This window comes from Paenibacillus sp. OK060 (assembly GCF_900101205.1).
Lineage (GTDB): Bacteria > Bacillota > Bacilli > Paenibacillales > Paenibacillaceae > Paenibacillus > Paenibacillus marchantiae.
This window is the reverse complement of the sequence record NZ_FNFR01000005.1, coordinates 74,105-87,944: the sequence shown is the minus strand read 5'-3', so window position 1 is coordinate 87,944 and position 13,840 is coordinate 74,105. Positions and strand designations below refer to the sequence as shown.

Sequence of the window (13,840 nt, the reverse complement as noted above, 5' to 3'; positions counted from 1 at the left end):
GAATTGCATAAAGAAGATTAGGGGGCTGGTTGGATGTCCGAAGCCGTCACACAATTGACTGAATCTCTTTTACAGCAATTCAAGAACGAAACCTTTGTGCTCTTGAGCACCGTGGACATTGAATCTGGAGGTCCGACATCAACAGCAATCTCCTGGATTTATGCGGAGAATGCTTCTACCCTTCGTGTGGCGATTGATCATCGTTCACGTCTCGTGAACAATATGATCGAGAATCCGGCTATTACGGTCACCATTTTTGGAGAAGAGATGGTGTATGCGGTAAACGGACGTGCTTCCGTACGACAAAATCCGTTACAGGATGTTCCGTTTAATATGTGCTGTTTCGACATTTCCATTGAAGCGGTAAGGAATGCCCTTTTTTATGGAGCCCAGCTATCTTCTGTGCCTCAATTTGTCAAAATATATGATCAGCGTGCTGCTGAGAAATTAGATGAGCAGGTTTTTACTGCAATGAAAAAAGCCTAGTGAGAGATCACTGGGCTTTTTGTTGTCTTTTGTCAGAAGAATGCAGCTGCTGCATTTGTTGTTCACGTTCAACATGTTCATCCGGATTTTGACGGACTTTGACATCTTTGGGTAGTTGGGGAATGATCCGGCCCACCATGTCTGCTAGTTCTGAAGCGAAACCGGATATTGGATGACCTTGACGAATATGTTCACCGATTTCCTTAATACGCTCGGTGACATCAGCATCTGCGGTAACAATTGAATCCACACCTTCCGGATCTTTGCGGAGGGCTTCGGCTACTGAGTATTTAATTGTACCTACTCGTGCACGTTCCAGTTCACCGTCAACATCAATGCCAACTACGGCTGTATTTCCAAGAATGACACAGTTGGCATCTTTGACACCTTCCACTTGCTTGGCAAGTGTTTTGAGGTGGGTGACCCTTTTTTCATTTGGCATCCGATCGGCCTTGGTGTTGTCCATGACGTTTTTTTCATGAACCTCACCTGTATTTTCGGTCAGATGGTCCACAGCTGAAGGGTGCAACCGATCTTCCTGAGTATTGAGCATGTGAGATCCTTTCCTTTGGTCTTGCTGAGTTGTAACATTTCCTCCGTAACCTTTGGCATGCTGACCTTGTTGCTGCGAGGCATTACGTGTAGAACTGTTGCAGCCTGTAAGTATAAAGATCAGAAGCAGCGTGCAAACCCAATATTTCATAAATGTTCATCCTTTCCTGGAGTTTTTCAGAATGGTTGACAATTATTTTGTCCTAGTCGAATACATTTATGTATGGGAGCATGATTGTCCATGTCGCTGCTGAAAGATCAAACTTATCCATGCCTTTAACGACGCCGCTTTGGAGGGGATTGAATGAAAAAGATTTTTGTATTGGATACGAACGTGCTTCTGCATGACCCCAATGCCATATTTGCCTTTGAGGAACATGAGGTAATCATTCCCGCGGTTGTACTGGAGGAGATCGACTCCAAAAAAAGAAATGCCGATGAAATTGGGCGTAATGCCCGTAATGTATCGAGACTTCTTGATGGGTTGCGTGAATTGGGACATTTGCACAGTGGCGTCCCTTTAGCTAATGGAGGCAATCTGAAAGTGGAACTGAATCATCGTAGTTTTGTGAAAGTACAGGAAATGTTTGGAGAAGTGTCCAACGATAATCGGATTTTGGCCGTCGCCCTGAATTATCAGATTGAGGAAAATGAGAAAGAGGTCGTTGAACGACAGGTGGTTCTGGTCAGCAAGGATGTGCTTGTTCGTATCAAAGCGGATGTACTCGGTCTTTTCACACAGGATTACTTATCAGATCGCACGGCAGGTCTCAGTGAATTATATCCAGGCTACACTGCCCTCAAGGTTCATCCTTCGGTCATTGATGAGTTTTACACATATCGCTTTCTACCGATCAAACCATTACAGTTGTCTTATTCGCTTTACCCGAATGAATTTGTAATTCTCAAGGATGAGATGGGAACCAATAAATCGGCTTTGCTCAAAGTAAATACAGAAGGAACGAAGTTGGAACCACTGTTCCTGAGTAATGATAATGTATGGGGCATCAGTGCACGTAACGCGCAACAGCGTATGGCCCTAGAACTGCTCCTGAATGATGATATTCCACTTGTCACGATTACAGGAAAGGCGGGTACAGGGAAAACCTTGTTGGCGCTTGCTGCAGGTTTGCTTAAAGTGGAGGATGATCATAAGTACAAAAAATTATTGATCGCTCGTCCAGTTGTTCCGATGGGGAAAGATATCGGTTATCTCCCTGGTGAAAAAGAAGAAAAACTAAGACCATGGATGCAGCCGATTTATGATAACTTGGAATTTTTGTTTGATACAAAAAAAGCAGGCGACATTGATAAAATTTTGATGGGTCTTGGCAGTATTCAAGTTGAGGCACTCACTTATATTCGTGGTAGGTCTATACCAGGACAGTTTATCATTATCGATGAAGCGCAGAACCTGTCTCGACATGAAGTGAAGACCATTGTATCGAGGGTGGGCGAAGGCAGTAAAATTATTTTGATGGGTGACCCTGAGCAAATAGACCATCCTTATCTGGATTCAGCAAGTAATGGTCTGACGTATATTGTGGAGCGATTCAAGCAAGAGGGAATCAGCGGACACATTATGCTGGAAAAAGGAGAACGTTCCAAGTTGGCTCAGCTTGCAGCAGATTTATTGTAAGGTAACGGAAAGTTATTTCCCGGAAAATGTTTCTATTAAACCGGCTCTTCGAGCCGGTTTTTTTGCTGAAAAAATAAAAATCAGTTATTGCACAGAACTCGATATGCTCGAAGTATGCAAAATATCGGAAAACTGTTTTTTGGCAGGATAGGACAAGAGCACTACTTATTTGTTACAATGAGTGTTGCAGGAAAAAATTAGGGAGCAAGGAGGGGAAGTTAATGAAGCGTGGACACCAGGTTGTTTTGTTCGCAGTGCTGCTGCTTTCGTTAACGATTCTGTCTCCCAGCTTTGATTTTAGAGGTTCACAGCTTAATCAGGAACGAGATCAGGAAAAAGATGCATTTCCCAACACGTCATCTCGTAGCGAAGACCAACATGCCCCACTAGAGATTGTAGTCTCGATGTCTGAGACCGACTTTAAATCATTTAAAAAGATGGCTAATGAAGTAGCAACTTCTCAACATGTGGAAATCAGTCTTCGGAATTTGGAGCCGGATACATATAAGCGAGTGCTTGATAATAAATTTTCGGTAGGAGAAAGCGGAGATATCGTTCTTCTGGATAGCGCGGAAGTTCAATATCATGCCAAAAAAGGACATCTGTATCCGTTGAATGGTACAACACTGTCCAAGTCTTTGGGAGAAACTGTGGTAGGCTTACGAGAAATGACAGAGTGGAATGGTTACCAATGGGGGATGCCGTTTGATTTTGACGCTTATGTACTTGCAGCTCGCTCTCCATTCCTGGACGAAGCCGGTTTGGCAGGTTTACCCAAAAATAAGGAACAGTGGAACAAACTTGTACAACAAGCAACGCAGGATGAAACGGATTTAATAAGCATAAATTTAAATGACCCTCACGCGGTAAGTGCGTGGTTGAATCAGTTTGATCCAGGCATGGCTCCCGACAAAATTAAGAAAGCGCAAACTTCTTCGCAAACGGAGGCGTACAAACAGATCATACAGTTGATAGATCAGATCCAGTCGCATATTAACGTCGAATCAATGAATCCGACGATCTCTTCTTCGGGTGAGCAGACGGGAGTTCCTATGGTAGTAACGTTGCTGTCTCGTTTGTTGAGTGGAGATCAAGGCGTGGCAGGCGAACAGGAATCATCGGAGAAGATAGCTCTCAGTGCGTTAGAACCGCTGAGATCAAGAAGTCTTGTTATCGCAGCTGGATCACTTGAGGCGGAAGAGGCCAGCCGCTGGATTGAAGGGATGACATCCTCTGCCGTGCAATCGGAGTGGTACCAACAGGCTAACTATTTACCAGCAAAGCAACAGGAACTAGATCTTGAGTCACAGAAACTAATAACGAAGTATAATACGACGGATGTAAAATCCTGGTTTCCAGCTGACTCTTCGCAGGCTGTTATGACGGAAAGTCCTATACTAACTTCTGCCTTTCAAAAGAAGATCCAACAACTTCTCGCGGGAGAGATCACGGCTAATCAGTACGTCAAAAGCATTATTGCCTTGCAAAGCTCGTCAAAATGAAATGGCGAGCTTGACTTCAAGTATGCCTTCGCTTGTGGATACCTCTGTGGCTTTGACAAACGACAGAATCTTCTGTGGGTAAAATCCGAGATCGAATTCTCGTTCCAGCATACGACGTGTGGTATCGGGCAGTTCTAACTGATTAAACACAAGTTTATCTACATGAAATCGAATTGAATTCTGAGGTTCATTCTCAACCGTATAATGGCCTTCAATGCTTAATTGCAACTGATCACGCTGCCCAGAAGCAGTGATTCGATCTTTGTCGAACTGAAAGGCAAAGTCTTCAAAGATCGGATTCTGTGATCGTAGAAACGTATTTAACTCATCTTGTCCAATTCGAATGGTGTACGATGTTCCGGTAGTGGAGATTCCTCCGTTTTGTTCCTGGATAAACTGTGGCAGGTTCTGCATAGCTGATGCCAATGCTTTAAAATATCGCTTGACCTCGTATATGCCGATGTTCTCCCAATAGATAGTCAACTCATCCATCAACTTCTGCATGGCTGCAGCATCCCCGCTGGCAGCTACTTTTCCGTCCACTTCTTTCTGCAAAGCTAGTACTCGTTCACGTTGATTTTGAAGATTGTTTTTGAGTTCAGACAGTTCTGCAGAGGTCTGATTAATCTGGGCAGACGTTTGCTGCATGGTGCGATATCGATCCTGATACTTGTCCAGTACAGCCTGATCCCTGCCAATAATAATCTGATAGTAATCGTATAGAATGAACAGGTCCTTAAAGGATCTTGCCCCCAGTACCGTCATCAAGAGACTATCACGCTCCCCGGTATAGTAGGATCTTACAACTGCACCCGCTCGGTCTTGCTGAGTATGTATCTGGTCTTCCTGTTCCTGAAGTTGAATGGATAACGTCTGACGCTGTTCGTCTAGCTGTTTTTGTTTGGCTGCAATACGTTCGATTTCATGATCGATTTCGACGATGGATAGGCTTTGTTGCAGTATTTCGCGTGTTTCCTCAGATGAAGGTTCTCCATAGGCATAAGTCCAAGGTAGCTGGATCAAAAATATAATACATACGATGAAGCCAGGAATGCCGTATCGACGTTTCACCCATCATTCTCCTTTCCATATCTACATATGATGCGAACAGGCTTATCTCTTCCAGACAATATATGAAATAGATACGTGAAATATCCGTAGTGGTTACATAACACAAAGTATAGTCATTTAATCTGAAAACGACAAAAAAGCAACCCGACATTAGCCGGATCGCTTTGATGCTGCTGGCGGATTAGAGCGGCAAATCCATTTGGAATACGGTCCAGTAGCTGAACCCTGTGAATGTTACGATCATATAACCCCAGAAGAGCAATATGTACGTACGTTCGGTAAATTTCAAATATCCCAAAATGACAAAAAACGCAGTCTGCAGGAAAAAAAGCAAAGCCATTTCGACCAGGTCTCCCGCAAAAGCCATCAGGCCAATCGCTAGCGTGAAGAACCCGAGTACCCGAAACATGCGCGCCACGGTAAGTCCTCCTCTCCTATGTACGATCATAGATTGTCTACACAACATTATACCGGGAAAGGAAAAAGGTGTAAACAAAATTGGATATGAAAGCGAATTCTTTTTTTTTGGCCTAAAAGAGTTAAAGTATGGTTTGTTTTGCATATGTAACGTATGAGTACTCATAAATGTGGAAATACATTTTAGTATGAAATCAATTCTATGAACTCTATGAGAGGCATAAGAATGAATGAAGCAGCTTTTATACCTAATTCACATACCGGGAAATCGGTTATGGGGACGGTTATTTTAGGATGTTGTTAGGAGGGTATTATAGCATGACTGCAGTGAGACAGGATGCTTGGAGTACAGAGGACGATTTGATTTTGGCTGAAGTTACTTTGCGTCATATTCGGGAAGGAAGTACACAACTAGCTGCTTTTGAAGAGGTTGGCGAAAAAATAGGCAGAACTTCTGCCGCTTGCGGTTTTCGCTGGAACAGCTGTGTACGCAAGAAGTATGAGTCTGCTATTAGCAATGCTAAGGCTCAACGACAAAAACGGAGTTATCTCCGCAAACAACCGGCTTTGCTTGGACCACAAGTAGCAGCTTTGTCCACCCTGGATACAGAAGAAAATCTGTACAAGGCGGATGGTATTTCGGAAGATTCTCTATCCATTGATGCAGTTATACGATTCTTGCGGCAATGGAAGGGAACTGTGCAGGAAAACGGTCGTCAGCTCAAGATGCTTGAGAAAGAGCTTCGTGAAAAAGAGGATGAACTTCATGAACTGCGTTGCGAGAATGATCGTCTGTCTAAGGAAGTGAATGAAGTACAGACTGATTATCGTGTTGTAAACGACGATTATAAAGCACTGATTCAGATTATGGATCGTGCTCGCAGACTCGCATTTCTGACAGAAGAAGAAGAGGAACTCAAAACGAGATTCAAAATGGATGCCAACGGGAATCTGGAACGAATTGAATAAAAGCAAATTGTATCTGATGATCAGCATTAGATTAGGACCCGTCACACCTCCGTTACATAACGGCGGGTATGATGGGTTTTTTGTTTGCTGTTTTTGTTCTATTATAGATGAAAGCAACTATTGGAGCAGAGGTAGGGATGCAGCATGATCATTGACGTTGTAGGATCAGGGTCACTGGGTCTTTTGTATGGAGGTAAGCTACAGGACGCAGGCAACGAGGTTCGGTTTTGGACCAGAACGGCTGAACAGGCAAATAAACTGAGTATAGAAGGATTTAAGGTCATCGAACGGGAGAAAACCATCCAGATTAAGCCTGATCATATCCAGGTCAAGCCGATTACGGAGTTAATCCGAGTGTGGCAACACTCACCTGGAGATTGGCTACTATTAATGGTGAAACAGACAGCGATACTTGATGTTATACGTGAAATTGGTTCATTGAAGACGCAAGTGCTCAACATCGCATGTTTCCAAAATGGGGTTGGGCATCTGGATCATGTGCAATCCAATATGCCGCATTCTAATATATACAGCGTCATAACTACAGAAGGGGCGAAACGTCAGCAAGATGGAGTCATCCGTGCAGGTATAGGAGAGACCTGGTTGGGCAAAAGTGCAGATGTACGTATCTCACCTCTAACGCCAATGAATCAAAATGACCCCATTCGTTTACAGGGACTTTTGCAGCAGGCAGGATTTGGCTGTACAGTGTCGAATGAAATCGATAAGCTGATTTATAGGAAGTTGTTAATCAATGCTGTCATTAACCCTCTTACCGCGATATGGCGTATTCCTAACGGTGAGTTAATTACAAAGGAAGAGCGAATCGTGTTTATGCGTCAGCTGTACGATGAGGCATTGGCGGTATACAGAGCAAGCGGAATACTTCTTGATGTGGATGTGTGGGAACAAATCCTCTCCGTCTGTCGTTCCACAGCCTCAAATACATCTTCCATGCTGTCGGATGTTCTGCATGGACAACAAACGGAGGTGCAATCCATTAACGGGCAAATCGTAAGCATGGCGTGTCGGTGTGGCCTGTCCGCTCCGATGCATGAAGTACTGCTTCATCTGATTGAAGGTATGCAACCGGAAGGAGTGAGTTAATGGGATTTTTTATTGTGCTGAGCATACTGCCGTTCTTTCCATTTTTTCTTGTGTATTGGATCATGTATGGATGGAAAAAAGATAAGCGTGTGGCGCTGCGCTCGGCAATGGATGTAACAACCTTATTCCTTATATTCTCTGTATCGGCGTTATTCAACTTAACATTTGATTCGAATTTTGGATTTTATTTAACACTAATACTCATACTAATAGCGCTTGGATTCATCGGAGGTGCACAAAATCGGCTCAAAGGTAAGGTCGATAGGGGTAGAATGTTCCGGGCCGTTTGGCGCATGGCTTTTGTCATAATGAGTTTTGGGTATGTTTTGTTTACTATATTTGGATTATTTAGATACTTCATGAAACAGATGTGAGGATACATAACGCAAAAGGGCTAAAAAATGTGTCGATTTTGTCGAAAACTGAAAAAAACATTACTTTCTGAAAAAGTAATGTAGATTTTTTTGACCGGTGGTTGTATAATCTATAAACATATACCACATCAATTTAGGGGGAAAGTGTTAGATGAAAAGGAAAAGTCTATTAGTCCTTTTGACGCTGATTTTGGCGTTCGGTACCGTACTTGCAGCGTGCGGATCGAAAAACGAAGGCACAGGTAACACCGATACTGGTTCTGCAACCGAAGGAAATGGTCTTGCTAAAGATCAAGTCCTGAAAATTAACCTGTCAGCTGAACCTCCTACGTTAGACCCGGCTCAAGCAAAAGACAGCCAAACCAACACTGTACTGAAATTCTTGTATGAAGGTCTTGTGCGTATCGACCCTGATGGCAAAGAAGCTTCAGGTGTTGCTAAAGACTGGACAATTTCCGAAGATGGTCTGAAATATGTTTTCAACCTGAACCCGGATGCTAAATGGAGCAACGGTGATGCAATCACTGCCGAAGACTTTGTACGTTCTTGGGAACGCGCTTTGAAACCGGAAACAGCTTCTCCATATGCTTACCAATTGTATTACATCAAAGGTGCTGAGGGTTACAACCTGAGCAAAGACGAAACATATAAAGGTACTAAAATCACAGACTTCTCTCAAGTAGGTGTTAAAGCTACTGATGAGCACACACTGGAAGTAACGTTGGAAAACCCAACACCTTACTTCTTGGGTCTGACAGCATTCTACACGTACTACCCAGTACACAAGTCTGCTGACACGAATGACAAATTCTTCACAGACTACAAAAACATGATCGTTAACGGACCATTCACAATGGATCAATACGCTAAAGGTCAAAAAATCGTCGTGAAGAAAAACGAAAGCTACCATGCAGCTTCTGACATCAAATTGTCTGAAATTAACATGTCCCTGACAAACAGCAGTGCTTCCGAACTGCAAGCTTACAAGTCTGGACAATTGGACTACACAGGCGCGCCTAACGGTGAAATTCCTTCCGACCAAATTCCTTCTGTAAAAGCGGAATTGCCGGACGAGTTTAAAGCTACTGGTATTGCAAGTACTTACTACTACCAGTTCAACGTTAATGAAGCTCCATTTAACAACGTTAAAATCCGTAAGGCTTTTGCAATGTCAATCGAGCGTCAATTGATCGTTGACAAAGTAACACAAGGTGGACAAATTCCAGCTTTCGGCTTTGTACCTCCAGGTATCCGCGGTGAAAACGGCGAATTCCGTGATGAGCACAAAGATGACTACTTCACTGAGAACGTAGAAGAAGCTAAGAAATTGCTTGCTGAAGGTATGAAAGAAGAAGGCTACACAACATTGCCAGCAGTAACTTTGATCTACAATACTAGTGACGGTCACGCGAAAATCGCGCTTGCTGTTGCTGATATGTGGAAGAAAAACCTTGGTGTTGACGTGAAAACGGAAAACCAAGAGTGGGGCGTATTCCTTGAGAACCGTCAAAACCAAAACTTCCAAATCGCTCGTGCGGGCTGGTCTGCTGACTACAACGATCCGTACAACTTCTTGGAAATGTGGACTACTGGAAACACAAACAATGATTCCAAATTCAGCAACGAACAGTATGATAAAGATGTTAAAGAGACTGTAAAATCTGCAGATCCAGCTACTCGTATGGCTGCTTTTGCTGACGCTGAGAAAATCCTGATTCAAGATGAAATGGGCGTATTGCCGATCTATTACTACACTAACGTATCTTTGACTAAGCCTTACCTGAAAGGCATACAACTTGATTTCAGTGGAGCTATTGACTTCACTCGTGCATATCTGGAAGAGAAATAAGTTGTTCTGAAGTCTATATGATTACTTCGGGATATATATGTGGAATTCCATATATATCCCGATTTTTTTGTATGTGCACCGATTTTCCTTATAATTCTTGAAATTTCCGATAAATGGATTGGACATTATTCATGTCTAATTCTACAATCGATTTGTATACAAAATATTGTTTGTGGAGGTGTGCAAGGGTTGGTTAAGTACGTGCTGAAAAAACTGCTATTTATGCTGCTATCGCTTTTCATACTCGCATCAGCAACCTTCTTCCTGATGAAGGCCATTCCGGGTGACCCTTTTACATCCGAGAAAAAAGTATCTCCTGAAATCCGGGCACTTTTGGAAGTGAAGTATGGTTTGGACAAACCGATGTATGAACAATACCTGAAGTATATGGGTGGAATCATCAAAGGTGATTTCGGGGTTTCTATGAAATACCTGAATCAAGATGTAACGGGTATGATCACTCAAACGTTTACAGCATCGCTGAAGCTAGGAATCTTTGCGATTATTATCTCAATTGTTGTGGGTGTCTTGTTGGGGCTTATTGCCGCAGTGTACCATCGCAAGTTGATTGATGATATTACGATGATTCTGGCTGTTATCGGGATTGCTGTACCGAGTTTCTTGCTCGCATCCCTGGTGCAATATGTTTTTGCATTCAAACTCGGCTGGTTTAATGTTATGGGCTTCGATGGCCCGCTCGACTATGTGCTTCCGGTTGCCGCATTGTCAGCATCTCCAATTGCCTTTATCGCACGTTTGACGCGTTCAAGCATGTTGGAAGTGTTGCATGCAGACTACATCAAGACAGCCAAAGCCAAAGGTTTGAAATGGCCTGCTATCATGTTTAAACACGTTTTACGGAACGGTATTCTGCCAGTCGTTACTTACGTTGGTCCGATGACAGCAAATATTATCACAGGCTCCGTTGTTATTGAGCAAATCTTTAATATTGGTGGAATTGGTAAAGTATTTGTAGAGAGTATTACGAATCGTGATTACACGATGATCATGGGGATTACAATCTTCTATGGTATTCTCTTGATGCTTGCACGTTTCCTGACAGATATCGCTTACGTGTTGATTGATCCTAGAATTAAGCTAGAAAGCCGGAAGGGGGCATAACGTTGTCTGGCAAGAATAACAACAATAATGAAACGGCGAACACAGGCCTGGATAGTCAGGCAGCGTTGAAATCGCAAGAGAGTGTATCGCTATTCAAAGACGCTATGTACAGACTTGCAACCAACAAGGCCGCTATGATTAGTTTGGCTGTTCTAGTCCTTGTTGTCATTTTCTCTATGATTGGTCCAACTTCGTTGTTCTCAAGCTATAATTATTATTCCAATGATTTGTTGAATGCCAATGCTGCACCGAGTGCTGAACACTGGTTCGGAACAGATGAACTGGGTCGTGATGTATGGGTAAGAACCTGGGTAGGTGCACGTGTGTCTCTTACTGTAGGTTTGGCTGCTGCTTTGATTGACCTTGTCATCGGGGTAATTTATGGAGCCATTATGGGCTTCTACGGTGGACGTGTTGACGGCATCATGAACAAGTTTTCCGAGATCTTGTACTCCCTGCCATACATGCTCGTTGTTATCCTGTTGCTGGTTGTATTGGAGCCAAGTCTGACAACGATTATCATTGCACTTACCATTACAGGATGGATCAGTATGTCCTGGATTGTGCGTGGTGAGATTATGCAACTCAAAAACAGAGACTTTATCCTTGCTGCTCGTTCCATGGGCGCAAGCACTGGACGTCAACTCTTCCGTCATTTGTTGCCAAATGCTGTCGGACCAATTCTCGTTACATTGACATTGTCCATCCCAAATGCCATCTTCGCAGAAGCATTTTTGAGCTTCCTCGGATTGGGTGTATCTGCACCTAAATCCTCTCTTGGATCTATGATCAATGATGCACTTACAGGCTGGACGCTGTATCCTTGGCGGATGTGGTTCCCTGCAGGTTTGATGGTTATGACAATGCTCGCATTTAACTTGCTTGGTGACGGCTTGCGCGACGCGCTTGATCCAAAATTACGTAAATAGAAATAGGAGGTGGGATTATGGAGCCGATTTTAACAGTCAAAGACCTGAGTGTGTCATTCACGACGCGTTCTGGTGAGTTTGATGCCGTTAAAAATGTGAGTTTTGAACTTGGCAAAGGAGAGACGCTGGGGATCGTAGGTGAATCCGGTAGTGGTAAGAGTGTTACTGCCCAAACCATCATGAAATTGATTCCCTCCCCGCCTTCGAAGGTCAAAAGCGGAGAAATTACTTTTCACGGGCAGGACCTGCTGAATAAGACAGATAAACAGATGGAAGCCATCCGTGGTAAAGATATCGGCATGATCTTCCAGGATCCAATGACTTCTTTGAATCCTACCATCAAAATTGGTAAGCAAATTACCGAGGTACTGCGCAAGCATCAGAATATGTCCAAAAAAGAAGCTGAAAAAAGCGCATTGGAAATGCTCGAACTTGTAGGCATCAAAAATGCGGAATCGCGTATGAACCATTATCCACACCAATTTTCCGGTGGTATGCGCCAGCGTGCTATGATTGCGATTGCCTTGGCATGTCGTCCATCCCTTCTGATTGCGGATGAGCCAACAACTGCACTCGACGTAACGATTCAAGCACAAATCTTGGATGTTATGAAAGACATGCAGCAAAAGCTTGGAACTTCGATCATGCTTATCACGCATGACCTTGGAGTAGTGGCAGGAATGTGTGATCGTGTTGTCGTTATGAAGGAAGGCGAAGTTGTTGAAACAGGAACAACTGCTGAAATCTTCAGTAATCCTCAACATCCATACACGATTAAATTGCTGAATGCTCTCCCTCGTCTGGACGAGCCTAAAAAAGAAAAGCCTACTCCAGTTGGTATTATCAAAGGTGCCAACAAGCCGCTGGTTCAAGTGAAGAACCTGAAACAATACTTCAACTTGGGCAAAGGCAACATTCTAAAAGCGGTTAATGATGTTAGCTTTGATATTTTTGAAGGCGAAACACTTGGAGTTGTAGGGGAGTCGGGCTGTGGTAAGTCCACAACTGGCCGTACAATTCTGCGCCTTTATGAGCCAACAGGCGGAAATGTTAACTTTAATGGAACGGACATCTACAAGCTGTCTCCGCGCAAGATGAAAGAAATGCGTAAAGATATGCAGATGATTTTCCAGGATCCTTATGCATCTTTGAACCCACGTTTCAACGTTATGGATATCATCGGTGAATCTCTTGATATTCATGGTCTGGCGTCAAGTCGGGCAGAGCGGAAGAGACGCGTTGAAGAATTGCTTGATCTTGTAGGTCTGAATCCTAGCCATGCACTCCGTTATCCACATGAATTCTCAGGTGGTCAAAGACAACGGATCGGGATTGCCCGTGCATTGGCTGTAGACCCTAAATTCATCATCTGTGATGAGCCATTGTCTGCATTGGACGTGTCCATTCAGGCTCAGGTCGTTAATTTGCTTGAAGAACTTCAGCAACGCCTCGGCTTGACATACCTGTTTATTGCACATGACTTGTCCATGGTTAAACATATCAGTGACCGTGTAGCTGTAATGTACATGGGTAAAGTGGTGGAGTTGGCAGAAAGTGAAGAACTTTATGCTAATCCAATTCACCCTTATACCAAAACATTGCTGTCCGCGATTCCTGTACCTGATCCGGAAGTAGAAGCGAGCAAACGTCGCATTTTGCTGCCGGAAGAACAAGCACTTAAGAATGGATCTGGTGGTCCTGCAAATGATCCATACAACCTGCAGAACGCTCAATTGATTGAGATATCCAAAGGTCACTGGGTTGCAGAACCTTACGTATAAAAAGTACAATTTTCATTTGGACTTATCCATGAATATCAAACC

Annotated in this window: 13 protein-coding genes; 10 read left to right on the top strand and 3 right to left on the bottom strand. The window is 43.4% G+C overall.

Features of this window, described 5'->3' with window-relative positions:
- Positions 1 to 33: 33 nt before the first annotated feature.
- The gene (locus BLS14_RS19030; protein ID WP_063567005.1) at positions 34 to 486 is read left to right on the top strand and encodes a pyridoxamine 5'-phosphate oxidase family protein; all 453 of its coding nucleotides are present in this window, start codon (positions 34 to 36) and stop codon (positions 484 to 486) included.
- Positions 487 to 493: 7 nt separating this feature from the next.
- Here BLS14_RS19030 and BLS14_RS19025 read toward each other — a convergent pair whose 3' ends face one another.
- Positions 494 to 1,189 carry a YhcN/YlaJ family sporulation lipoprotein gene (locus BLS14_RS19025; RefSeq protein ID WP_064636421.1) on the bottom strand — a complete coding sequence of 232 codons (696 nt, stop codon included), beginning with the start codon at positions 1,187 to 1,189 and terminating at the stop codon, positions 494 to 496.
- A gap of 153 nt (positions 1,190 to 1,342) precedes the next feature.
- Between BLS14_RS19025 and BLS14_RS19020 the strand changes: the two genes are divergently transcribed.
- Complete coding sequence (locus BLS14_RS19020; protein WP_024628438.1) at positions 1,343 to 2,677, top strand: PhoH family protein; 1,335 nt, start codon at positions 1,343 to 1,345, stop codon at positions 2,675 to 2,677.
- A 221-nt stretch (positions 2,678 to 2,898) separates the two neighbouring features.
- On the top strand, positions 2,899 to 4,179 hold the full coding sequence (locus BLS14_RS19015) for an extracellular solute-binding protein (RefSeq protein ID WP_090953452.1): 1,281 nt from the start codon (positions 2,899 to 2,901) through the stop codon (positions 4,177 to 4,179).
- Here the strand turns inward: BLS14_RS19015 and BLS14_RS19010 are convergent.
- Entirely contained in the window at positions 4,171 to 5,250 is a 1,080-nt protein-coding gene (locus BLS14_RS19010; protein WP_090953450.1) for a coiled-coil domain-containing protein, read from the bottom strand. The genes BLS14_RS19015 and BLS14_RS19010 overlap by 9 nt on opposite strands.
- 181 nt (positions 5,251 to 5,431) lie before the next feature.
- Complete coding sequence (locus BLS14_RS19005; protein ID WP_053781237.1) at positions 5,432 to 5,668, bottom strand: DUF2626 domain-containing protein; 237 nt, start codon at positions 5,666 to 5,668, stop codon at positions 5,432 to 5,434.
- 317 nt (positions 5,669 to 5,985) lie between these two features.
- Between BLS14_RS19005 and BLS14_RS19000 the strand changes: the two genes are divergently transcribed.
- The 7 genes from BLS14_RS19000 (at position 5,986) to BLS14_RS18970 (ending at position 13,798) form a co-directional block, all read left to right on the top strand.
- Complete coding sequence (locus BLS14_RS19000; RefSeq protein WP_063567002.1) at positions 5,986 to 6,636, top strand: RsfA family transcriptional regulator; 651 nt, start codon at positions 5,986 to 5,988, stop codon at positions 6,634 to 6,636.
- Positions 6,637 to 6,780: 144 nt separating this feature from the next.
- On the top strand, positions 6,781 to 7,743 hold the full coding sequence (locus tag BLS14_RS18995; protein WP_090953448.1) for a ketopantoate reductase family protein: 963 nt from the start codon (positions 6,781 to 6,783) through the stop codon (positions 7,741 to 7,743).
- Positions 7,743 to 8,117 carry a DUF3397 domain-containing protein gene (locus BLS14_RS18990; RefSeq protein WP_063567000.1) on the top strand — a complete coding sequence of 125 codons (375 nt, stop codon included), beginning with the start codon at positions 7,743 to 7,745 and terminating at the stop codon, positions 8,115 to 8,117. The genes BLS14_RS18995 and BLS14_RS18990 overlap by 1 nt, the downstream gene beginning before the upstream one ends.
- A gap of 151 nt (positions 8,118 to 8,268) precedes the next feature.
- Positions 8,269 to 9,966 carry a peptide ABC transporter substrate-binding protein gene (locus BLS14_RS18985; RefSeq protein WP_090953445.1) on the top strand — a complete coding sequence of 566 codons (1,698 nt, stop codon included), beginning with the start codon at positions 8,269 to 8,271 and terminating at the stop codon, positions 9,964 to 9,966.
- Positions 9,967 to 10,155: 189 nt separating this feature from the next.
- Entirely contained in the window at positions 10,156 to 11,088 is a 933-nt protein-coding gene (locus BLS14_RS18980) for an ABC transporter permease (RefSeq protein ID WP_063566998.1), read from the top strand.
- Positions 11,089 to 11,135: 47 nt separating this feature from the next.
- Complete coding sequence (locus BLS14_RS18975) at positions 11,136 to 12,017, top strand: ABC transporter permease (protein ID WP_371121656.1); 882 nt, start codon at positions 11,136 to 11,138, stop codon at positions 12,015 to 12,017.
- A 17-nt stretch (positions 12,018 to 12,034) separates the two neighbouring features.
- Complete coding sequence (locus BLS14_RS18970; RefSeq protein ID WP_063566996.1) at positions 12,035 to 13,798, top strand: ABC transporter ATP-binding protein; 1,764 nt, start codon at positions 12,035 to 12,037, stop codon at positions 13,796 to 13,798.
- The last annotated feature ends 42 nt before the right edge of the window (positions 13,799 to 13,840 follow it).

Bases quoted from the DNA above. Each gene is read 5' to 3' on its own strand.
- BLS14_RS19030 (WP_063567005.1), top strand. From the start codon at position 34: ATGTCCGAAGCCGTCACACAATTGACTGAATCTCTTTTACAGCAATTC.
- BLS14_RS19025 (WP_064636421.1), bottom strand. From the start codon at position 1,189: ATGAAATATTGGGTTTGCACGCTGCTTCTGATCTTTATACTTACAGGC.
- BLS14_RS19020 (WP_024628438.1), top strand. From the start codon at position 1,343: ATGAAAAAGATTTTTGTATTGGATACGAACGTGCTTCTGCATGACCCC.
- BLS14_RS19015 (WP_090953452.1), top strand. From the start codon at position 2,899: ATGAAGCGTGGACACCAGGTTGTTTTGTTCGCAGTGCTGCTGCTTTCG.
- BLS14_RS19000 (WP_063567002.1), top strand. From the start codon at position 5,986: ATGACTGCAGTGAGACAGGATGCTTGGAGTACAGAGGACGATTTGATT.
- BLS14_RS18995 (WP_090953448.1), top strand. From the start codon at position 6,781: ATGATCATTGACGTTGTAGGATCAGGGTCACTGGGTCTTTTGTATGGA.
- BLS14_RS18990 (WP_063567000.1), top strand. From the start codon at position 7,743: ATGGGATTTTTTATTGTGCTGAGCATACTGCCGTTCTTTCCATTTTTT.
- BLS14_RS18985 (WP_090953445.1), top strand. From the start codon at position 8,269: ATGAAAAGGAAAAGTCTATTAGTCCTTTTGACGCTGATTTTGGCGTTC.
- BLS14_RS18970 (WP_063566996.1), top strand. From the start codon at position 12,035: ATGGAGCCGATTTTAACAGTCAAAGACCTGAGTGTGTCATTCACGACG.